The sequence below is a fragment of the Marinobacter sp. 1-4A genome (assembly GCF_016597725.1).
Lineage (GTDB): Bacteria > Pseudomonadota > Gammaproteobacteria > Pseudomonadales > Oleiphilaceae > Marinobacter.
The window spans coordinates 435,434-457,180 of the sequence record NZ_VCGY01000002.1; the positions used below are offsets into that span (position 1 = coordinate 435,434).

Sequence of the window (21,747 nt, forward strand, 5' to 3'; positions counted from 1 at the left end):
TATGAACACCCCGCAACCCAAACACCAAATAGCTTCAGGAGATCATGGCGACCGTTACTTGGCGGTCACCCACGAAGTAGTCAATCAGCCGCCAGCGTTGGAAAACTACAACCTGTACGACGAAGATATTGCGCTTCAAGAAGCGGTAAAACGCGAGGGTGCCGGGGATGCTCAAAGCGACCTAAAGACTTATGGCGCGCTTGCCGGCAATGCGGGAACTATCGACCTTGGCTTTCGAGCCAATAGTAACAAACCGGTGTTCAACACCCACGACCGGTTTGGCCACCGTATCGACGAAGTAGACTTTCACCCTTCTTATCACGAACTGATGAGCATCGCCTTCGAAAACGGTCTGCACAGCAGTCCTTGGACAAATCCGGGCAAGGGCGCGCATGTGACTCGCGCTGCAAAGTATTACATGCACTCCCAAGTAGAAGCAGCACACTGCTGCCCGGTTACCATGACCTTTGCCGCCATTCCTTCTATCCGTAAGCAACCAGAGCTGGCGACTCTGTGGGAATCCCGTGTACTCGCTAACAGCTACGACGCCCGCAACGTTCCAGACACAGAAAAAAGCTCTGTAACCATCGGCATGGCGATGACTGAAAAACAAGGCGGCAGCGACGTACGCGCCAATAGCACTCTGGCTCACCCGATAGGGAACAAAGGGCCTGGTCAAGCTTATGAGCTGGTCGGCCACAAGTGGTTTGTCTCCGCCCCCATGTGCGATGCCTTTCTGGTACTGGCTCAGGCGCCCGGCGGCTTGTCCTGCTTCCTGATGCCCCGTTGGCGCCCGGACGGCACCAAAAACCCTTGGCAGATACAGCGCCTGAAAAACAAAATGGGCAACGTTGCCAACGCTTCCAGCGAGGTAGAGCTGCGCGGCGCGATGGCATGGATGATTGGTGAAGAAGGCCGAGGCGTACCCACCATTATAGAAATGGTCGCCATGACCCGCTTCGACTGTATGATCGGCAGCTCTGCCGGTATGCGTCAAGCCGTCGCTCAGGCAACGCATCATTGCCGCCACCGGAGCGCCTTCGGTAGCCGTTTAAGCGACCAACCACTAATGCAAAACGTGCTTGCAGACTTGGCTCTGGAAAACGAGGCCGCCCTCGCCTACACCCTGCGAATCGCCCGCGCTCTGGACAACCAAGATCAGGAACACGAACGCTTGTTGGCCCGCTTGGCCACGCCCGTCGGCAAATACTGGATTTGCAAACGCGCACCGAACCACGCCTACGAATCCATGGAATGCATCGGTGGCAGCGGCGTAATGGAAGACTGCATCATGCCCCGCCTGTTCCGCGAATCCCCGGTGAACGCCATCTGGGAAGGCAGCGGCAACGTACAGTGTCTTGATACTCTGCGCGCCATCCAAAAAGAACCGGAAACCCTCGACGCCTTCTTCCACGAAGCCGCCGAAGCCAAAGGCGCAGACCGCCGCTTTGACCAGTTCCTCGCCCAGTTGCAAAACGACTTCGCCGACATCAGCGACTTCCAATACCGCGCCCGCAACCTGGTAGATAGAATGGCCTTGGCCATGCAGGCCTCCCTGCTCTTGCGTAACGGCGACAAAGCCGTAGCAGACGCCTTTTGCGCCTCCCGACTGGAATCCAACGGCGGCATGAACTATGGCAACCTACCCTCCGGCACCGACGCTGCGGCTATTATCAAGAGGGCTACGCCTGTAGTAGGCTGAACAAAACCTACTAGCAGCTTAGGGGAGCAGCTTCTGAAACTGTGTGGACTCCCCTTGAATTGCCCGAGAACCGGCGAGGGTGGACTGCCCAAAACTGTGCGGAGCCAAGGCTGGCGGAGGCCAAGCGTCAGCAGGGATGTGCCGCAAGGAGCGTGTTTTGGGCAGTCTGCCCTCGCCGGTTCCTGCACCCAAATCGGAAGAGCCATGTCTGAAGCACTAAGAAAACTACTCAAAGAAGGCAATGCGCCCCAACACAACACCGCGATTACTCCGCATGTAGGCGTACTCACCCTGCACTTTCAACTCTACGGCTGCGAGGACCTCAAAGCCAAGCGCAAAGTATTCACCCCACTGCGAGCCGTATGGGGCAAAGAGCCCGACTTAGCCGTAGCAGAAACCGCCGATCTAGAAGCCCTAGATTGTGCAACCTGGACCATTGCGGCCCTAGGCACCTCGTCGCAACAAATCACCCAACGTTTGGACCAAGTAGAGAAAGCCATCGAAGAAAAAATCGACGCTGCGATACTTGATGTCCATCGGGAAATAATTTAACCGCACTGCTCAAGCCACAGAGTTCAAAGGCAAGCCCGACATAGTCTTCGTTAGAAATACGAGACAGTGAAAGCTTTTAGTAGCTGAGGCCACCGACTGGATGAGCAGCGCCAGCCGCCCCGAAACCTAGCTAAAAACCTCGCAACTGCAGGCTCTATTAGTGTCGGCTTTCCTCAATAATTCTATTGATGTACGAAACGCGCTTGCCGGCACCAAACATTTTCAGAACTCTTCTATCGTCACACAACGATATCGAATCAACCCATACCGCTGTGAACCATTTGCTGGTCATTCTGAATGGTTGTGAACACTCCACATAACCCTGACTCTCGAAATGTTCAGCCCACAGTTTATTGGCGGTATAAGAGCCAAAGAACATCCCGAAAAGGCCGGTAATGATTAATAACGTTACTGCTTTATTTAGCTTTCCACCGACGGATTTGGTGAACCCCTTACCTCGGATCGCAACTATAATCCCACACATACCCAATAGTGCGAGGCCTAAATAGGTGATCGGTGCAAGATACAAGGCTGTAATTCCCGTATCTTCCAAAAAAATAGGCACGCCCGTTTGTATAGCTTGAGCATAGTCCCTATGATTTAACCAAAGAATCCAAATAGATAAGGCTGTCAGCCCAACACCCATAACTGACAGAACCATTCCAGTCCATAACGCCACGGGGCGATTTATGGGAGGTCTTGAGCCATTAGTCGTAGCCATCACCAGCCAACCGACCCAACACCAGAACCCCTTAAGCGACGAATAAAATCAAGGTTACCGCGAGCGGTACCGAAATAGTAACTTGCCTCTCTCTGGACCTGCTCAATATTTCTTTTATTTTCTTCCATAGTCCTAGCCCATGACTCTTTATGTTGAATCAGAGCATCAGTGAGCTTCTCTGTTAAGCCCAAACTATTATCCACCCAGTTAAGAGCCAAGCCAGCACCAATGGCCACACCGATTCCTGCAAAAACCGGAATAACCGCCACCACAGAAAAACCTAGAGCGGTAAGGGCGGCCGGAACAACTCCCGCTGTAAAATAAGCAGCCCCGGCAGCAATTAGGCCTTTCGCAATGTCTGTCGCTATGTGAGCCAGCATTGCCTCCATTGTTTTCAGCTCATCGGTAAAAAGCCACTCCAGAGTTCTCACGGCGGGACTGAGGATCAATGTGAGCACTGCACCAGATTTTAACGCCGCCTTCGCTGCTACCTGCCCTATCCCCATTTTGATAACTTTCGGATTTCCCACACCATAGACTGGTGCAGTTAGATACCGTCGTAAACCAGCATATCCAGAAAGCACAATGTAACTTTTCCCCTGGCGTAAAATAACACGATAGGTCGCAAATAAAGTTCCTGAGCGATGTATGTCAGCGCCAAGTTTAACTAGTACAATAGAGGATGAAACAGTTCCTGTGTGGTCACGAATAGTGCCCAACGCAAAACCCGTAATCTGCTCGTAGAGGGACTCTATTTCCGATTCTGATCGACCACCTGCTTTTTTGAAAATACCAACGGGCTGACGGCTATCTTTGGCTCACACGTGAAAAATCGACGCCGCAATACTCGACATTCACCGCGAAGTCCTCTAAAAAAAGCTCTGTGGCACAACAGCAAAGCAGCCCGTATACTACGCCACCTCAGGGATGCCAGCGTGCCTGTAAACAACAGGCGACAAGTAACCAATGCCGGAACAAATCCCGGCTGTATCCGTCGGGTATCCGGAACCGACCCTGCGGATGACCACTGATTGTGTGTGGTATCTATGACCGGCAAGAAAAAAACGGCTCAGGCTTCAATTGAAGCCATGTATCGCGTGTTCACTGTGCCAGAAGCACCGGAATCTACGCTTAGCCGTATTGACCAGAATATTTCCAGCAACCTTGCAGGCTTTCTGCAAGAGCATATCGTTGCCGTTGAACGGGACCTTGCAGATGTCGAGAAAAACTTCTCGGACTACGCCATCCCTGAAAAACCCGTGTTCGTTTCGGAGCAAGCCCAGTTTCTGCTAGACAAACTGGTTGCCAACTCCGTTCATACAGCATCTCCAGCCTTTATAGGCCACATGACTTCAGCGCTGCCCTACTTTATGTTGCCGCTGTCGAAAATCATGATTGCCCTGAACCAGAATCTGGTAAAAACCGAAACCTCCAAAGCGTTTACCCCCATGGAGCGTCAGGTTCTTGGCATGATTCATCGGCTGGTGTACGAAGAGGACGGCGCTTTTTACCGGAAATGGATGCACGACCCCCGCTACGCTCTTGGCGCCATGTGTTCTGGCGGAACCGTTGCCAATTTGACCGCACTCTGGGTAGCTCGCAATCGTGCGTTTCCAGCTGAAGGCAGTTTCCGGGGGCTGCATCAGGAAGGCCTGTTCCGCGCTCTCAAGTATTACGGCTACGAAGGCGCTGCCATCGTTGTATCGCGTCGTGGCCACTACTCTCTAGGTAAAGCCGCGGATGTACTAGGCCTTGGCCGCGAATCTCTTGTTGCGGTGGACACCGACGACAACAACCGGATTCAAACCGATGCGTTGCGCGACAAGTGCCTGGAATTGCAGAAGCAAAAAATCAAGATACTGGCCATCTGCGGCGTTGCGGGTACGACCGAAACCGGTAACGTTGACCCGCTAGACGCCATGGCAGATACCGCGCGGGAATTCGGCGCCCACTTCCACGTGGATGCAGCCTGGGGCGGGCCTACACTGTTCTCCAGAACCTACCGGCACTTGTTGCGCGGTATAGAGAAGGCAGACTCCGTTACCTTCGACGCCCACAAACAGTTGTATGTGCCCATGGGCGTTGGGCTGGTCGTGTTCAAAGACCCCAGCTTGGCCAATGCCGTTGAGCATCACGCCCAATACATCATCCGCAAAGGCTCACGGGATCTCGGTACCACTACCTTGGAAGGCTCACGCCCCGGCATGTCTATGCTGATTCATTCCGGCCTGAAAATTCTGGCCAGAGAAGGCTACGAGATACTGATTGATCAGGGTATCGAGAAGGCGGCGACGTTCGCTGATATGATTTCAGCCCAGCCGGATTTTGAACTGGTTACCCGGCCGGAACTTAACATTCTTACTTACCGCTATTGCCCGGAAAACGTGCAGCAAGCCTTGGCTCTAGCAGACCCCCTGCAGGCGGAAAAACTTAACGCCTGCCTGAACAGAATCACTAAATTTATCCAGAAAACCCAACGGGAGCGTGGCAAGGCTTTCGTTTCAAGAACCCGTTTGGAGCCTGCTCGTTACTATAACTTCCCGTGCATTGTTTTCCGGGTGGTTCTGGCGAACCCCCTGACCACGCCAAAAATATTGGCAGACATTCTGGAAGAGCAAAGAGAGCTTTCAGGGGAGGAAGGCATTCAGGACGAAATAGGAATACTGCACCAAATGGCGGATGCGGTGCTTAATCAGCACGGGCAAGGCCTAAAGCACGCCTAAAGAAGGCAAACTCAAAAGATTCGGTGAGCGGGACGGCGCGGTTTCAGAAACCGTGCGGAGCCATGGATGGCGGAGCCGAGCGTACAGGGAGGTATTCACAGCGTGTTTCTGAAACCGCGCCGTCCCGCTTGCTCCACCGAAGCCTGACTCAGTACAAAGCCTCTTCGTCATCCAGCACTTCGTCAATAATCTCCAAAAACATTCGATCCGCTTCGCTCCACTTCTCCGGAATACGAATGGTGGTGTTAGCGCTGATTTCCCGCGCAATCAGCTCATCGGAACCTGGCTCAGATCGGTACTTTCGGGCAATGTCGATGGACTTTACCGCGATGGTCGGATCGCTCAGTACCTTCTTGATGAAGACGCGCAGCTCATCAATCACCCTAGCCTGACGGCTTTCAATTGGCGTACTCATAACTCACCCTCCGGGCAAATAAGTTCTTGGGGAGCATGTTGCTCCTTCGGTAGACATACAGTATGACCAAACCCGCGCGCTACAACCAGCCAGCACCTTATACAAAAAGCCCGCGCAAGGTGAAAAACAGAATAGCCGCCATAATTGCCGAGGCGGGCACCGTGATAATCCAGGCTGCCGCGATGCGCACAAGGTGTGACCGTTTAACCATTTCTTCTTTGTAGATCTTTTTGAGGCGCTTGCGGTCCGACTTGGTCAGAGGCACGTGTTTCTTTTTCTTGGCCCGCTTTAGCAGCTTTTCCATTTCCTCAACGGAGGCGTTGCGGAAATCGTCCAAGAAAGGCTTGAGCCGTTCACGGTCGTCTTCGTCACGCTCTTCCATAATCTTGTGCAGCTGTGTGGCGTAGTTGGATTTCAGGTACTCACGCAAGAAACCAACACCAAACACGCCGCCAATGGCAATGTGCGTGGAGCTCACAGGCAAGCCCAACTGTGAGGCAAGTATAACGGTCAGTGCCGCTGACAACGCAATACAGAAGGCGCGGGTTTTATCCAGTTCGGTAATTTCGCTGCCCACGGTTTTGATCAAACGCGGGCCGAACAGCATAAGGCCGACGGTCAAACCCAATGCGCCAATCATCATCACCCACAGAGGTATGCTTGAGGCGGTTACTATGGAGCCATTGGAGAGTGCGTCGTTAATCGCTGCAAGTGGGCCAATGGCGTTGGCTACGTCGTTCGCACCATGGGCAAAGCTCAGCAGAGCCGCTGCGAATATCAGAGGCCAGGTGAACAAGGTATTCACTCCGCCAGCACTGTTCTCCATGGTGGCTGCCCGACGGGCGGCAAGTGAGCGCACGATAAAGAAGGCAACGACAGCCGCGCCAAGCCCGACGAGAGAGGCTTCAAGGAAGTCGACTTTGATGATCTTCTTCACACCCTTGATCATCAAATAGGTCCCGAAGGCCCAGGCCATGATGGCGACGAGCCAGGGCACAAAAATGCGAGCGGCAGGTATCACGTTTTTCCGATACAGCACCGTTTTATTGATGACGTAGAGCAGCAGAGCGGCCAAGGCACCACCAAGAACCGGCGAAATAACCCAACTGCCAGCAATTTTGGCCATTACGCCCCAATCAGCAATGCCCCAGCCGCCCGCTGCAATGCCCGCCCCGAGCACACCGCCCACAATCGAGTGGGTAGTAGACACCGGCGCGCCCATCCAGGTCGCAAGATTTAACCAAAGCGCACCAGCCAGCAGTGCTGCCGTCATCAGCCAGACGAAGGCTCGACCATCTTCCAAGCTTGTGGGGTCGATAATCCCCCCCTTGATGGTAGAGACCACATCGCCTCCAGCAATCAGCGCTCCCGCCGACTCAAAAATGCCAGCCAGAATAACCGCAGCGCCCAAAGACAGAGCTCCGGAACCAACGGCGGGGCCAACATTGTTAGCAACATCATTAGCACCTATATTAATAGCCATATAGCCGCCAATAACCGCAGCAGCCATTAGCAACGTGCTATTGGGCATACCTTCGCTGAAGGCGCCAACAACGAGCCAAACGCCCAACAGGAATAGCAGGCTGAAGCCAATCCGGTATCGCTCGGTAGAGTCGCTGGTGAGAAGGGTATCCAGAAATCCGCTTGAACGGGCCATAACAGAAAAGGTCTCATTTGATCGAAATGGAGAACGAACCGCTGTGCTGCGCGCAACTATAAATTTTTTGCCTTTAAATTGAAACAAATGTGCATCTGTACAACTTGGTCACACAATACACTCACAATAGATGCATACCTACCATTGTCTGATTCATAATGGGCAAAAACCAGTGAGCCACGGAATAGGGCCGTTATGATCAAAGATACATCCTTGGGCTACGAGGCCGCGCGCGAACGTGAAGAGGCTCAGGTTTCACGGGTATTGACGTGGCTGTCCCTAGCAGCGGTGCTGTGCCTTGTAGGTATCGGTGCCAAAGCTTGGCATTCAGACCATACCAACCACGCTCTAACTCTCTGGGGCTTTATACTGCCCGTGCTGGCCAACATGGTCTGGTTTGCCCGCACTGGTAATCGTGACGTGCAAAAAACCGGCCTTCTGGTTGTTGTCAGTGTACTTTTCACTTATCTGATCGCCTCGGGTGGCGAGGGAAACACCGGCCCGCTCTGGTTCTATGTCTTCCCACCTTTGTTGTTTTTCCTGACCAACCTAAAAACCGGCACCATGATTCTTCTGCTGGTTTATCTGGTAGCCGTTATCGTATTCCAGTTTCCTAATCTGCCATTTGTGCTAGCGGAGTACGAAAACGATTTCATAATCCGTTTTTTCGTTACTCTAACGTTTGAGTCAATTTTCTGCTTTGTACTGGAAGCAAGCCGACTGAAAGCCCGCAATGAACTTCTGGATTTAGCTCTGACCCACGAGCATGCCGCCAAAACCGATGAGCTCACCGGGCTGTCCAACCGACGCGACATCCTGAACCGCTTATCGGAGGAATTTTCTAGGCACAAGCGCGCGGGGCATCACTTTTCCATTGTCCTGATTGATCTGGACCTGTTTAAGAATATCAATGACCAATACGGCCACAACGCGGGCGATGCGGCTCTAAAGCAATTTGCCAAACTGGTACAATCCGTGATTCGCCAAACAGATGTAGCGGCTCGCTGGGGTGGCGAGGAGTTCCTACTGCTACTACCTGACACCTCATTGATTCCCGCCCTCACGTTGGCTGAGCGCTTGCGCAGCAAAGTGGAGCAAGATCGCTTTAGCTATCACGGTCAGGAGCTACCAATCACTATGAGCGCGGGCGTTTGCTCCGTTGCTCAGGTGGATTCAATTGAAACCATGCTTAAGCAAGCCGATGCGCATTTATACAGCGCCAAAGAAGCTGGGCGAAACAGGATTATACCCCGGGTGCGCAGCCACACGGCAGATACCCAAAGCGAGCCTGAAATTTGAGGCCAGCTGGCCCTGCCGTTATTATTTGGCGCCTCGAAAGCCCTGCACTGTGCTTGGTATTAAACAAGGATTGATATGAAAGACATACGTATTCTGGTGGGCAGCGTTTACGGCGGCGCCCTGATGACCGCCAGAGCCATCAAACAAACATTAGATACAGAAGGTTACTCGGTACAGGTTTTGGAGAACCCGGTGCTCAGCGATATAACGTCTGACACATCGCCTTTGCTGGTCTGCACATCCACCACGGGGCAGGGAGAGGTTCCAAGCAACCTGCTGCCTTTTTATGTTGCTTTACGTGAACAGCTGCCACAACAGCCAGGCCGCCCTTTTGGTATCATCGTTTTGGGTGATAGCTCCTATGGAGATACTTTTTGTGGCGCGGGCGAGCTGATGGAGGAAGCGCTGTATGAAACCGCCGCCCGCAAGGTTGGCGAAACCCTGTGCATTGATGCGCTAGAAACCCAAGAGCCAGAAAGTGAGGCTTTACCCTGGGTGCGTGAATGGGTATCTGCTGTATTCGTATAAGAGCGACTTGAGTCGCTATCGGCTACAGCTCATACTGATTCAGACGATAACTACAATAAGCGGTGAATCGTGACAAGGTACCAATGGTCTCGCATTCTTGCATTACTGATGCTGCTTCTGCCTCTGGCATTTAGCTGTCAGGGAGCGGAGTCATTTCGTTTTCCCAGTGTAGAGTTTTTGCGTATTCCGCCCGGCGTACAATTGTCACCCACAGACGCTTCCGCCTCTGATGACTGGCAACCGCTTAATAACAGCAGCCCGAATTTTGGTTATACACAAGATACGGCGTGGTTTCGCTTTAAGGTTCCTGCCAACCCTCGGATCGATTTATTAGAGGTAGCCTACTCCCAGCTTGACCATGTCACCTTCTATCTCATTGATAACGGCAAGCTTGTAGACACCGTTGTTTCCGGGGATCGCTATCCCTTTTCCCAGCGCCCTATTCTCAATCGTCATTTCTTGTTTCCGTTCAGCCCAGACACCAGCGAAAATCGGCAAATTCTTCTGAAAATCAGCACTGGCGGAACCCTTCAGGTGCCCATGGCGCTGTGGAATACTCAGGAGTTTTTTGAGCATGCGTCGGTAGAAGAGCAACTGCATGCGGTTTACTACGGCATACTCATCAGCGTTATATTCTTCAACTTGCTGGTCTTTCTTGCACTGCGCGAGCCTGTTTATCTACTTTACGTGCTGTCGACGACGGGCTATCTGCTTTTGATAGGCAATCTCAATGGCACAGCCTTTCAACTGCTTTGGCCAGAAAGCCCCGAAATTCAAAATCGCTCCATGCTACTCACGGTTCCGCTGGCCGTTATATTCACACTGTTATTCTCTCGCTCCTTTCTGAAACTGAAACAAACAGCCCCCACCCTCAATCGCATTGTGCTTGGTTTCATCACGGTAAACGCCATCATGACGCTGGTGACGGGTATTCTGGATTACAGCAGCGCCATCCGCATCACCGTCGCTATGGCCATCCCAAGCACACTCCTACTCACCGTGATTGGCCCACTGCAATGGATACGGGGGAAGCCCCAAGCGGTCTATTACACTCTGGCTTGGAGCGCGCTATCTCTTGGCAGCGCTATTACGGCTGCCAACAAGTACGGCCTGCTGCCCAGCAATTTCATTACCACCTACGGCATGGAGATTGGCTCAGCGTTTGAAGCAATGCTGCTTGCTCTGGCCTTGGCTACCCGCCTTTACCAAGAGCGGCATGAAAAGGTGGAAGCCCGAGAAGCAGAGCTAAAAGCCATGACCGCCCGGCGCTCGGCCGAGCTCAAGCTGATTGAGAACGCCCTCCACAACTCTCTTACCGGCCTGCCAAATCGCACCAATTTTGAAATGCAGGTAAACGACCTGATTCTGCAATCGCCGCATAGGCGCCATGGCATTGTTGTCATTCACCTGAACAACCTGCAGTCTGTTACCAAAACTCTGGGACACCAGAACAGTGACCGCATTCTGGAGCTGGCATCAAAAAGCCTGAATGCAACGGTTCGCGAGATGCCGGGGATTATTTCTTTAGGCCAGCACAACGGTCGCAACTTTTTTCTAGCCTCGCTAGACCCGGAGACCTTTGCCTGCGTAGTGGATGCCAACATAGCAGAGCAAGTCCCCAAAGTGACACTGCGTAAATTGGACGCTATCCGCAGCCCGGTTGATTACCTTGGCATGCAGATACCGCTTAATGCCCAACTGGGTGTTGCTGTCTCACCAGTCCATGGCACAGATGCCACATCCTTGATTCGTAAGGCGGCAATTGCGGAGAGTTCCGCCCGTGCCCATGAGCGGGGAATAGCCTATTACGAGCCCTCCATAGACTCCTACAGCGCTAGCCGACTTACGATGGTGTCCGAGTTACAGCAAGCGCTGGCGAGTAATGGCCTTGCTCTTCATCTGCAGCCAAAGCTGGATTGCAAAACCGGAAGAATTTCTAGCATGGAGGCGCTCATTCGTTGGCCCGGGAGGGCGCACCCAGTTCCTGCGGATGAGATCATCCTTCTTGCCGAGCAAACCGGGCTTATTAAGCCGTTGACCCGGTGGGTGCTGGAGCAGTCGCTACAACTTCGCAGCCGCTTTCTTGAGCACGGCTATCAACTGGACCTTTCGGTGAACATCTCGCCGAACAACCTCAGGGAGCAAGATTTCCCGCTGTTCGTAAAAAGGCTGACAAGTGCCAACACCCAGCATCAAGGTACCATTACCTTTGAAGTGACGGAAACATCCATGATGCAGGACCCGGTTAACGCGCTGAAGGCTCTCAACTCATTGGCGAGCGCTGGCATTCCCATTTCTATTGACGATTTTGGCTCGGGCTACTCGTCGCTTTCCTATATCAAACAGTTGCCCGCCAGCGAGATTAAAATTGATCGATCGCTTATCACAGACTTGGCCACCGGAGAGGCGGACCGGGTGATCGTTCAAACCACCATCGACATGTGTCACAGCCTTGGCTACCGTGTTGTAGCCGAAGGTGTGGAAGATGAGGCAACTGCAAACCTTTTAAAAGGGATGGGGTGCGATATGATTCAGGGCTACCTGCTGAGCCGGCCGCTCCCGTTTGAGCAAATGCTCATCTGGCTTGCGGAGTGGCACGACACCGCAGCTATCCAGCACAGCTCGGGATGACAGCAGGGTTAACGTAGGCGGATCAACGCTTCCTGCGTTGTGGACGCCACAAGAACACCTTCCTCATTGAAAAAATTGCCACGATTGAACCCACGCCCAGAAGAAGCGCTCGGGCTGTCTTTGTCATAAAGGAGCCAATCCTCCATGCGAAAATCCCGATGGAACCAGATGGCATGATCCAAACTTGCAACCTGCAACCCTTTACTCATAAACGATACGCCATGGGGACTGAGCGAGGTTCCCAGAAACGAAAAATCTGATGCGTAAATGAGTAGGCAGCGGTGCAAAACCGGATCATCCGGCAATGGCCCAAGTGCACGAATCCAGTTTTGTTTGTGCGGCGGGCGCTTCTCCGGAGCAAACGGATTCACCGGGTTCACCGGGCGGATTTCAATGGGGCGGTCACGGGTCATAATTTCACGCAATTTTTCTGGCGCTTGTGCCGCCATGATTTTGCCCCACTCCTGCTCAGACCGAAGAGTGTCAGGATCTGGTGCGTCCGGCATGTCTGCCTGATGCTCAAAGCCTTCTTCAGGGACATGAAACGACATAGTTCCCGTTAGAATTTCCTTGCCATCTTGTCGGGCGATAACCCGGCGTACTGCAAAGCTGCGGCCATCGCGCACGCGCTGAACTTCATAGTCGATGGGCATATGCTTGTTGCCGGGGCGCAGAAAATAAGCATGCAAAGAATGGCAGAGGCGGTCCTCAACTGTATGACTGGCCGCCATCAAAGCCTGCCCGAGGACTTGCCCTCCAAACACATGGGGAAACCCTAAGTCCTGGCTGTCGCCGCGATAATGGTCTTCGCCAGCTGGCTCCAGATACAGCAACTCCACCAGTTTCTTTGTAACATCAAGCATGCCTGCTCCTGTTGATTCGTTAGCACACGAAGAGTTTCTACCCTAAGCAGACCCCATTCGCAACGAAAAACCGCCTCAGCCCGCATCTGCTTGCACAGTGCGGGCCGCAAAACCAGATAAGCATAATAGAGAAAAACCAGCGGCGGCGTGATATTCAGGAGTGGATGGGCGGCACTACCTTGGACAGCGCCTGTTTTTCCAGCGCAAACCGACCAGTAACCGCAAAGCCTAAAACCTCGCCACTGGCATTCTTGAATAAGGTTTTTACATGAGTGCCATCCTGTTCGGTTTCCCAACTACCTTCAGCATTTGAAGGTGGCGGGCAAACAGCAGCTGGACAACAGGGGGTTTTGATCATCACAGGCATGGTGCCGTATGTGACCTCGGTGGGCGCTCCGGTCAGGGTTTTTGCCAAAGCGCGGGCGCAAGCCATCAAAGGCAGCACATAAAGCAATACGTGGCCGTCTACCTCCGCGCAATCACCCAGCGCATAAACATCCGGGGCCGAGGTCTCCAGTAATCTGTTGACCGTGATTCCCCGACCAGTATCGATTCCGGCGGCACGGGCCAGTTGCGTTCGAGGCCGCAGTCCCACTGCGGAAATCACAAGGTCCGCCTGCAAGGTCTCACCGTTGGCGAGGAACAAGGTTACCCCCGTGCCCGCCGGTTCCACCCGCTCAACCAGAGTTTCAAGATGAAAGCGCACACCCAGCGCTTCCAGCTCTTTCTGCACAGCCTTAGCGGCAACCGGAGGCAATAGGCTTGGCATAACCGCATCGGAGGGTGCGATTACCTCGACGTCATAACCGCCATTGCGCAGATCATTCGCAAACTCGCAACCAATAAGCCCGGCTCCCATGATGGCCACCCGACCTCCCGGCTTTAACGCTTTCCGGAACACCCGGTAATCTTCCAGATCGTTGATCGGGAACACCCGCTCCTGCCCATCACCGGGAATAGTCAGGCGAATAACATCCGCGCCCCAGGCCAGCACCAGCTTGCTGTAAGATAGGCTTTCGTCACCCAAGAGCAACCTGTGGCCATCGGTATCTATACCGGTAACGGTGGTGAAAGTCCGCAACTCCAGCTTCAGTTGCTCCGCCATGGCATCAGTGGCCGCCTGAGCCAGACCATCAGCATCTTTGCCTTTGGTAAAACCCGTCGACAGCATGGGCTTGGAGTAGCTAACGCCATCATCCGCGGTTACCATCACAATCCGCACGTCCTTATCCTGCTTGCGGATTTCCCGCGCGAGAGAATACCCCGCCAAACCGGTCCCGATAATAATGATGGGGTTCTGCTCTGTCATAGCCATGCTCCGTTAGGGGTCAACCGATCTCGATCATTTCAAAATCTTCCTTGCCCACTCCACAATCGGGACAAACCCAATCATCGGGCACATCGTCCCAAGCAGTCCCGGGCTCAATTCCGTCTTCCGGCCAGCCTTCTGCTTCGTCATAAACCAAGCCACACACTACGCACTGCCACTTCTTCATAAACAATCTCTCCACCACACATTTGCGGCCGCTATAATAATTGTCGAACAATACATCAAAAAAAGCTCCTTGCACAGACACCGAAACCCCCGGTGTCCCGAGCACCTGTCTGCGTTGCGGCACAATAATACCCGGCACATCAGGATTCACCAATGCCAGCAAGGACGCACCCAACCGGGTTTTTCTGCCAATAGTTGGTAGAACACCCCCTCCCCTAGACCGGCCCTCTCCGGTATAATCGCCGGTTTTACGACAGGACCGACCGTTATGACCGATACCGTCGCCGAAATGAATCAGGTTATGGCCGAAGCTGACTGCCTGATTGATGAGCAACAGGTACAGGCTGCCATCCGCAATCTAGCCGACGACATTACCGGCCGCCTTAAAGACAGTAACCCCCTGCTGTTTTGTGTGATGAACGGTGGCCTGATCTTTACCGGCCAACTTCTACCACAGCTCAAGTTCCCGGTGCAGGCAGAATATCTTCATGCGACGCGCTACCGGCAGGAAACTACCGGTGGCATTTTGGAGTGGAAGCTCCAGCCTCAAGCAGACATGAAAGACCGTACCGTGCTGATTATTGACGACATTCTTGATGAAGGCACCACCCTTTGTGCCATCGCGGACTATTGTCTGGCCCATGGCGCAAAGCAGGTACTAACCGCCGTTTTGGTCGACAAGCAGCACGACCGCAAAGCCCGCCCGGATCTTAAAGCAGATTTCACCGGGTTAAACGTGGAAGATCGCTTCCTGTTTGGCTATGGCATGGATTACAAAGGTTACTGGCGCAATGCGCCCGGGATTTATGCCGTTAAAGGCCTCTGACATCAACACGTCGGATCCCAGCCCCAGCCTGATAATTCCGCCAACCGATTGGTACAGCTCTTTCGCTGCTGCAGGGCTGCGCAACCCCGAGGTTCATGGCCCGGCGCGCTACTGGCTAAAGGTAGAGGGCTCCTTTACCCGGGCCCTGCAAAACCAATGCGCTCGCTCATTTCACGTTGAAGTTCAGCGAGAAGGCTTCGCCACACCCACCCCTGAAGAAGCCATGCGCCTCGGCATCCCGCATCGCCAACGAGCATGGATTCGCGAGGTGCGCCTGTGCGGAGACGGTAAGCCATGGGTTCTCGCACGCACAGTTATTCCACTTGCCTGTCTGACGGGCGAAGGTCGGCGGCTTCTTTATCTCGGCAGCAAGCCTCTGGGCGCCTTTCTGTTCAGTAGCCGTAACTGGCAGCGGGGGCCGCTTGAAACAGGACTCTGCAACCACGAAAGCCAAAACCCATCGAACACCAGTCAGCCCCAACTTGCCCGCCGCTCACTGTTCAGCAACAAAAACAGCGCCCTGCTTGTGGGAGAATACCTACTCCCGATACTCTATCGTCAGGACTGAAGCTTCCCGCAGAAAACCTCCAACTTTTACCCCTGCCCACCCACTGGCTATAATCCCTGCACTTTCACTTACCGTTGTCTCGTTTTCCATGCCTCAACCGGATAGACCCATGTTGCTTAATGCCGTGCCAGAAAATATACGGAGCCGATTAGCCGATTACGCCCAGTTGCTGCGCATCAACCGTCCTATTGGCACACTACTCTTGCTTTGGCCCACATACTGGGCCCTCTGGCTTGCCGGTGACGGTAGCCCAAGCATCGGCAATGTCATCGTTTTCACATTGGGTGTGTTCTTCATGCGGGCCGCTGGGTGTGCCATCAACGACTTTGCAGATCGGGATTGGGACAAGCACGTAAAACGCACCAAAGATCGCCCACTGACCACCGGCCGAGTTAAAGCGTGGGAGGCCGTCGCCCTGTTTGGCGGCCTGTGTATACTTTCTTTCTTGATGGTGGTGCTTTTTACCAATACCTTCACACTCTACCTTTCCTTTGGCGGCGCACTGCTGGCGTTTATATACCCCTTCTCCAAACGGTTCACGCATTTACCCCAGCTGTTTCTTGGCGCTGCCTTCTCCTGGGCTATCCCCATGGCATGGGCCGCAGAGGCGGGCGAACTCAGCCAAGTCACTTGGCTGTTATTCACCGCCAATGTGCTCTGGACCGTGGCCTACGACACCTTCTATGCCATGGTTGACCGCGACGACGACGTCAAAGTGGGCATCAAATCCACGGCTATTCTCTTCGGCGAAGCCGACCGCGCTATCATCGGCGCACTTCAGGCCATGGTGGTGCTTATCCTGATGATCGTCGGCAGCCGTTATGAGCTGGGAACTTTCTATCACTTAGGATTGGTTGCCATGGCCTGCCTGTTTATCTACCAGCAATATCTGGCCAAGGATCGCGAGCGCGACGGCTGCTTCAAAGCCTTCCTGAACAACAACTGGGCGGGATTTGCGGTGTTTGCCGGGCTGGTTATAGACCTGCTTATTACATGAGAAGACGGTAAAAGCACAAGGCTCACAACGGCGGAATGGGCAGGGCTGTCACAAACCGTGCATTGCCAAGGATGGCAATGCCGAGCCCCCATGGATGGGTTCACGGCGTGTTTGTGACAGCCCTGCCCATTTCGCCGGTACTCCCAACTTCATAGGCTTGGAGACAATAAGTAGGAGCCTGTCACACAGCTGTAACACTCAGGCATTGTAATAGGTCAGCAACAAATCATGGTCTGAAACAGGTTATAGAATATGTCTGGAAAAACCGTCCTGATAGTCGACGACGAACCCGCCATCCGCGAAATGATCGCCGTTGCTCTTGAAATGGCCGACTACCACTGCATGGAAGCTGCAGACGCTCGCGAAGCTCATGCTCTGATTATCGACAAACAGCCAGACATTATTCTGTTGGACTGGATGTTGCCGGGCACCAGCGGCATAGAGCTGGCAAGACGCCTGAAAAAAGAAGAGACCACCTCAGACATCCCCATTATTATGCTAACGGCCAAGGTTGAAGAAGATAACAAAGTCCGCGGTCTAGAGGTTGGTGCAGATGATTACATTACCAAGCCTTTTAGCCCCAGAGAACTCGTGGCCCGCTTAAAGGCTGTTCTTCGCAGGGCAACACCACCAGGTATCGACAGCCCCATTGAGGTGGACGGGCTGATACTCGACCCTTCAAGCCATCGCGTCACTGCAAACGACAGCTCCTTGAACATAGGACCAACGGAGTATCGGCTGCTGCAGTTTTTCATGACGCATCAGGAACGGGTTTACACACGATCACAGCTTTTGGATCAGGTGTGGGGTGGCAATGTTTACGTTGAGGAGCGAACGGTTGATGTGCACATCCGACGGTTACGCAAGGCTTTAGGGGAGCAACACGATTATCTCATTCAGACAGTGCGAGGCGCAGGTTACAGGTTCTCTACCCAACCCGCCTAACGCGCAACTTACCAGAAGCATACAAGGCAATCTTCCATGCAGAAAATCTGGTCGCGACATCTGCGTTACACGCTTGCAGGCCTCGCAGGCTCAACATTTTTGGGGTTTTATTTCGGGCATCCGGTTTACGGGCTGATCTCAGGTTTGAGCCTCTACTTACTCTGGACGCTCTACCAAACTCGCCGCTTGTCGCAGTGGTTAGCAGACCCGATTACTGTTGAAGAGGCCCCCCAAAGCATAGGCATCTGGGGCGATTTTTTTGAAAAACTGCACAAACTTAACCAGAACTATCTACATACACAGGATAGGCTGCGAACGCGCATCGACCGTATACAGGAGTCTACCAACGCCATGCGTGACGGCGTGATTATGACCGACGCACGCGGGACTCTGGAGTGGTGGAACGGCTCAGCAGAGCACTTGCTGGGCTTTCGCCGAACGACAGATCAAGGTCAGTTTATTTATAACCTCATCCGCACTCCAGCCTTTAAATCCTACTTTGATGCCAAAGACTACCGCGAGCCTCTAGAGCTGCACTCGCCCGCAAAGCCTCATATTCACCTGCAAATCCAGATAAGCCTATTCGGCGAAGACGACCGCCTTATTGTCGCCAAGGATATTACGCGCCTGCACCAACTAGAGCAGATGCGCAGAGACTTTGTCAGCAACGTATCCCACGAGATGCGAACCCCCCTAACGGTTATCAGCGGCTACTTGGAAACTCTAGTGGACAACGCCGATGACTTGCCTGCGAAATGGCGGCGAGCCATCAACACAATGGCAACACAGTCGGTTCGCATGGAAACACTTATTACCGATCTCATTCTATTGTCCCGAATAGAGACCGACGAACACGCCGCGAATGACGCACCAACGAATGTTGACCGCCTAGTTCAGCAAGTCTGCCAAGACGCCCGCACGTTGAGCGGCAAAAGCCAGCATGATATTCGCTTTGAAGCTAGTAGCCAGCAATGGCTAGACGGTGATGAAAACCAGCTGCGCAGTGCTTTTTCCAACCTGATATTCAACGCCGTTAAATACACCCCAGCCGGAGGTACAATTTCCGTTTCCTGGAGCACCGATAGTCACGGAGGCCACCTTTCGGTGAAAGATACAGGCGCGGGTATTGACCAGATTCATATACCTCGCCTAACCGAGCGTTTTTACCGAGCCGACCCCAGCAGACACAAAGATACCGGCGGGACGGGGTTGGGGCTGGCTATCGTTAAGCATGTGCTGATCAATCACGATGGCAATCTGGAGATACGCAGCCAACTTGGTGAAGGCAGCGAGTTTATCTGCCACTTTCCAGCGGAGCGTCTGGTGACGGCCGCTTCAGCTGCACCGCCCCAGCAAACATCCGACGAAGACAAAGCTTAGCGCTTACCGGCCCGAAAGCGCGCAACGAAGCGAGACAAGTCTTCCATTTTTTTCGGATCCTCATCTACAAAGCGAATAGTGACGCTCACAAAGTCTGTATCCCGACGTTTATCCACAGCCTGCAGCTGATGTACGTATCCGTTCAACCGTGCCATCTGCCCTTCGCCAATGTCTATATCCACGACTGCTTGATCCAAAATGCCCGGAAATGACTGATCACGCTTCGCGATAACCCGCACCTCGGTTAGGTTGATGTCCTTAACAACGGATTTCAGTGTGCTCTCCGCAAAGCGCACTGAAGCAAGGCTCATACTGCCCTTCGCCGCTGCGGGTTTTGGGCTAGCCGGGGCCGAGGGTGCGAGCGCGCCGAGTGCTGGCGTAGGCTGCTCTGCCGCCGGCGGCGCCGGTTCCCTTTTTTGCGTGAGCAACGCCGCCGACTCCTTAAACGCATCGGCAGGGCCAGCCATGGATTTGCCACTGCGGCCCATCGCATGACTCAGAGTGCTACCCATCACCTTTATGATTTTTTTGCTCAGACCTTCCGGGCTGAAAGGCTTGCCCAAATACTCGGACACACCTTCCTTCACTGCTTCGATCACATGATCTTTATCGCCGCGACTGGTAATCATAATGAAAGGCACTTTCTCGTACTGAGGCTGCTGACGCATCCACTGCAGCAGTTCAAGGCCTGACATTTCGGGCATTTCCCAATCACATAAAATCAGATCAAAACTCGCTCGGGACATAAGCGATTGCGCCCTACGACCATTCTGCGCGTCGGTCGTCTCGATAACGGGAAAGCGCTGACGTATCGTCCGCTTAACCAGATCCCTCACAAAACTGGCGTCATCAACCACCAGCGCTTTCAGCGTTGCCATGTCTCAAACTCTTAGGAATGTATGCCCCAACTATAGAACAAAGGCCCGCGCGGGAAACCTGCAAGCTACAAAAAACCACAAACTTCGAACTTAAAAACCGATAAAAAGCCTGTTGTGTGGCCTACCGAACCTAGAGGTTAAAGAACTGTCACCACCAACAACCTTGTAAGGTGTTTCAACAGGCCGAAAACGCGCTACCATGATCTCAGTCTTTAACGTTCACCCCCTTTCCTATTTACCGAGGTTTCGCGTGCTGACCAAGCTTGCAAGGATTCTGCCCAACCGGCGCATGGCGTGCCGTCTTTCTGTATCTGCCTTTTTGGCAACCTCTTCACTGCCTGCCATGTCCGCTGTAGCGGACAACGACGCCGTATTGGCATCGCCCGACGGCTTTGAAGAGTGCAAGCTGCAGTTGCAAGAAAAAGCTATTGCCGCCGGGGTTAGCGCCAAAACGGCCCAAGACGTTATGACCGGCGTAAAGCATGTAGACCGGGTAATCGAGTTGGACCGTCGGCAACCCGAGTTCACTACAACATTTGCGGATTATCTGAACCGTCGAGTTAATGACAGCAGGGTGAACAAAGGCCGCGAACTAATCAAAGAGCACAGTGAGTTGCTGGCACGGGTGACCAGAGAAACCGGCGTACCCGCGCCATACCTTGTTGCTTTTTGGGGGCTGGAAACCAACTTCGGCAGCTACTTCGGAAAAATGTCTGTGCCCGACTCTCTGGCAACTCTGGCATGCGATGCCCGCAGAAGCAGCTTTTTTACCGAACAACTGATCGCCGCGCTGCACATTATCGATGAAGGGGCCATTCCTGTAGAACAAATGGAAGGATCTTGGGCTGGCGCCATGGGTCATGTGCAGTTTATGCCCACGGTGTTTCTAAAACACGCTGTCGACGCGGATGGCGATGGCCGGCGCGATCTCTGGAACAGCCTGCCAGACGCCATGATGTCTGCAGGGCGCTTTCTGGAATCCATGAATTGGGACGGAGAGTACCGCTGGGGCCGGGAAGTCTTGTTGCCAAAAAACTTCGACTACTCAATGGCCGACGGCAGACGTCTTGAATTGGATAAATGGCGCAAGCTGGGCATTACCGATGCGTTCGGTAAACCTCTTGGCCGAGAAAATATCACCGCAGCCCTGATCGTCCCGGCAGGCCATGAGGGACCAGCCTTTCTTGCCTACCACAACTTCAAAGTAATCATGGGCTGGAACCGGTCGGAGTTTTACGCCATAGCAGTAGGCCATCTGGCTGATCGCATCGCCGGGGCTGGAATGCTTCAGAACCCGCCGCCAGAAGATGCACCGGCGTTGTCCAGAAACACAGTTCTTGAATTGCAAGCCGCTCTCAATGAACGCGGATACGATGCCGGTAAGCCAGATGGTATCACCGGGCCTGCAACCCGCTCCGCAATTCGTAAGTTTCAGCACGATGAAGGGATGATCGCGGATGGATTTCCGGGGCAGGAGTTGCTTGACCGGCTTAAGATAGGCAACTAGCTCTGGCCGTCAGTTTTCTTTACATCCAAAAAACAAGACAGCTTTAAGCAGCTGTTATTA

20 protein-coding genes are annotated in these 21,747 nt (G+C 53.4%); 12 read left to right on the forward strand and 8 right to left on the reverse strand.

Going from position 1 to position 21,747, the window contains the following annotated elements; translation table 11 throughout:
* Window position 1: 1 nt before the first annotated feature.
* Together FE845_RS05750 and FE845_RS05755 are read left to right on the forward strand one after the other, a co-directional pair.
* Window positions 2-1,702: an acyl-CoA dehydrogenase family protein gene (locus FE845_RS05750; protein ID WP_200362282.1), complete on the forward strand. Its 1,701-nt coding sequence runs from the start codon at window positions 2-4 to the stop codon at window positions 1,700-1,702.
* 204 nt (window positions 1,703-1,906) lie between these two features.
* Window positions 1,907-2,254, forward strand: coding sequence for a DUF503 domain-containing protein (locus tag FE845_RS05755; protein ID WP_200362284.1), 348 nt, complete (start codon window positions 1,907-1,909; stop codon window positions 2,252-2,254).
* 157 nt (window positions 2,255-2,411) lie between these two features.
* Here the strand turns inward: FE845_RS05755 and FE845_RS05760 are convergent, their stop codons facing one another.
* A complete protein-coding gene (locus FE845_RS05760; protein WP_200362286.1) occupies window positions 2,412-2,900 on the reverse strand; it encodes a hypothetical protein in 489 nt (162 codons plus the stop codon).
* A 74-nt stretch (window positions 2,901-2,974) separates the two neighbouring features.
* Window positions 2,975-3,694: a hypothetical protein gene (locus FE845_RS05765; protein ID WP_200362288.1), complete on the reverse strand. Its 720-nt coding sequence runs from the start codon at window positions 3,692-3,694 to the stop codon at window positions 2,975-2,977.
* A 327-nt stretch (window positions 3,695-4,021) separates the two neighbouring features.
* On the opposite strand from FE845_RS05765, the gene panP reads away from it, so the two are divergent.
* On the forward strand, window positions 4,022-5,698 hold the full coding sequence (gene panP / locus FE845_RS05770) for a pyridoxal-dependent aspartate 1-decarboxylase PanP (protein ID WP_200362290.1): 1,677 nt from the start codon (window positions 4,022-4,024) through the stop codon (window positions 5,696-5,698).
* Between the two features lie 148 nt (window positions 5,699-5,846).
* On the opposite strand, the gene FE845_RS05775 is transcribed toward panP, so the two are convergent.
* Window positions 5,847-6,113: a hypothetical protein gene (locus FE845_RS05775; RefSeq protein WP_200362292.1), complete on the reverse strand. Its 267-nt coding sequence runs from the start codon at window positions 6,111-6,113 to the stop codon at window positions 5,847-5,849.
* 97 nt (window positions 6,114-6,210) lie between these two features.
* Window positions 6,211-7,770: an inorganic phosphate transporter gene (locus FE845_RS05780; RefSeq protein WP_200362294.1), complete on the reverse strand. Its 1,560-nt coding sequence runs from the start codon at window positions 7,768-7,770 to the stop codon at window positions 6,211-6,213.
* A 195-nt stretch (window positions 7,771-7,965) separates the two neighbouring features.
* On the opposite strand from FE845_RS05780, the gene FE845_RS05785 reads away from it, so the two are divergent.
* The 3 genes from FE845_RS05785 (at window position 7,966) to FE845_RS05795 (ending at window position 12,228) form a co-directional block, all read left to right on the forward strand.
* On the forward strand, window positions 7,966-9,069 hold the full coding sequence (locus FE845_RS05785) for a GGDEF domain-containing protein (RefSeq protein ID WP_200362296.1): 1,104 nt from the start codon (window positions 7,966-7,968) through the stop codon (window positions 9,067-9,069).
* Between the two features lie 75 nt (window positions 9,070-9,144).
* The gene (locus FE845_RS05790; protein ID WP_200362298.1) at window positions 9,145-9,597 is read left to right on the forward strand and encodes a flavodoxin; all 453 of its coding nucleotides are present in this window, start codon (window positions 9,145-9,147) and stop codon (window positions 9,595-9,597) included.
* 69 nt (window positions 9,598-9,666) lie between these two features.
* The gene (locus FE845_RS05795; RefSeq protein ID WP_320159666.1) at window positions 9,667-12,228 is read left to right on the forward strand and encodes an EAL domain-containing protein; all 2,562 of its coding nucleotides are present in this window, start codon (window positions 9,667-9,669) and stop codon (window positions 12,226-12,228) included.
* A gap of 8 nt (window positions 12,229-12,236) precedes the next feature.
* Here the strand turns inward: FE845_RS05795 and FE845_RS05800 are convergent, their stop codons facing one another.
* From FE845_RS05800 to FE845_RS05810, 3 genes are all read right to left on the reverse strand, one after another.
* Window positions 12,237-13,091 (reverse strand): acyl-CoA thioesterase, encoded by an 855-nt coding sequence (locus FE845_RS05800; RefSeq protein WP_200362300.1) that lies wholly within the window; start codon window positions 13,089-13,091, stop codon window positions 12,237-12,239.
* A 154-nt stretch (window positions 13,092-13,245) separates the two neighbouring features.
* Window positions 13,246-14,400, reverse strand: coding sequence for an NAD(P)/FAD-dependent oxidoreductase (locus FE845_RS05805; RefSeq protein WP_200362302.1), 1,155 nt, complete (start codon window positions 14,398-14,400; stop codon window positions 13,246-13,248).
* A 19-nt stretch (window positions 14,401-14,419) separates the two neighbouring features.
* A complete protein-coding gene (locus tag FE845_RS05810; protein WP_200362304.1) occupies window positions 14,420-14,587 on the reverse strand; it encodes a rubredoxin in 168 nt (55 codons plus the stop codon).
* A gap of 267 nt (window positions 14,588-14,854) precedes the next feature.
* Between FE845_RS05810 and FE845_RS05815 the strand changes: the two genes are divergently transcribed.
* The 5 genes from FE845_RS05815 (at window position 14,855) to phoR (ending at window position 19,302) form a co-directional block, all read left to right on the forward strand.
* Complete coding sequence (locus tag FE845_RS05815; RefSeq protein ID WP_200362306.1) at window positions 14,855-15,412, forward strand: hypoxanthine-guanine phosphoribosyltransferase; 558 nt, start codon at window positions 14,855-14,857, stop codon at window positions 15,410-15,412.
* Window positions 15,393-15,980 carry a chorismate--pyruvate lyase family protein gene (locus FE845_RS05820; RefSeq protein WP_200362827.1) on the forward strand — a complete coding sequence of 196 codons (588 nt, stop codon included), beginning with the start codon at window positions 15,393-15,395 and terminating at the stop codon, window positions 15,978-15,980. Before FE845_RS05815 ends, FE845_RS05820 begins: the two co-directional genes overlap by 20 nt.
* A gap of 109 nt (window positions 15,981-16,089) precedes the next feature.
* Window positions 16,090-16,977: a 4-hydroxybenzoate octaprenyltransferase gene (gene ubiA / locus FE845_RS05825; protein ID WP_200362308.1), complete on the forward strand. Its 888-nt coding sequence runs from the start codon at window positions 16,090-16,092 to the stop codon at window positions 16,975-16,977.
* Between the two features lie 252 nt (window positions 16,978-17,229).
* Window positions 17,230-17,922: a phosphate regulon transcriptional regulator PhoB gene (gene phoB / locus FE845_RS05830; RefSeq protein WP_200362310.1), complete on the forward strand. Its 693-nt coding sequence runs from the start codon at window positions 17,230-17,232 to the stop codon at window positions 17,920-17,922.
* Window positions 17,923-17,958: 36 nt separating this feature from the next.
* On the forward strand, window positions 17,959-19,302 hold the full coding sequence (gene phoR / locus FE845_RS05835; RefSeq protein WP_200362312.1) for a phosphate regulon sensor histidine kinase PhoR: 1,344 nt from the start codon (window positions 17,959-17,961) through the stop codon (window positions 19,300-19,302).
* Here phoR and FE845_RS05840 read toward each other — a convergent pair.
* Window positions 19,299-20,180 carry a response regulator gene (locus FE845_RS05840; RefSeq protein ID WP_200362314.1) on the reverse strand — a complete coding sequence of 294 codons (882 nt, stop codon included), beginning with the start codon at window positions 20,178-20,180 and terminating at the stop codon, window positions 19,299-19,301. The two genes, phoR and FE845_RS05840, sit on opposite strands and share 4 nt — an antisense overlap.
* 250 nt (window positions 20,181-20,430) lie before the next feature.
* Between FE845_RS05840 and FE845_RS05845 the strand changes: the two genes are divergently transcribed.
* The gene (locus tag FE845_RS05845) at window positions 20,431-21,687 is read left to right on the forward strand and encodes a lytic murein transglycosylase (RefSeq protein WP_320159667.1); all 1,257 of its coding nucleotides are present in this window, start codon (window positions 20,431-20,433) and stop codon (window positions 21,685-21,687) included.
* Window positions 21,688-21,747 lie beyond the last annotated feature (60 nt).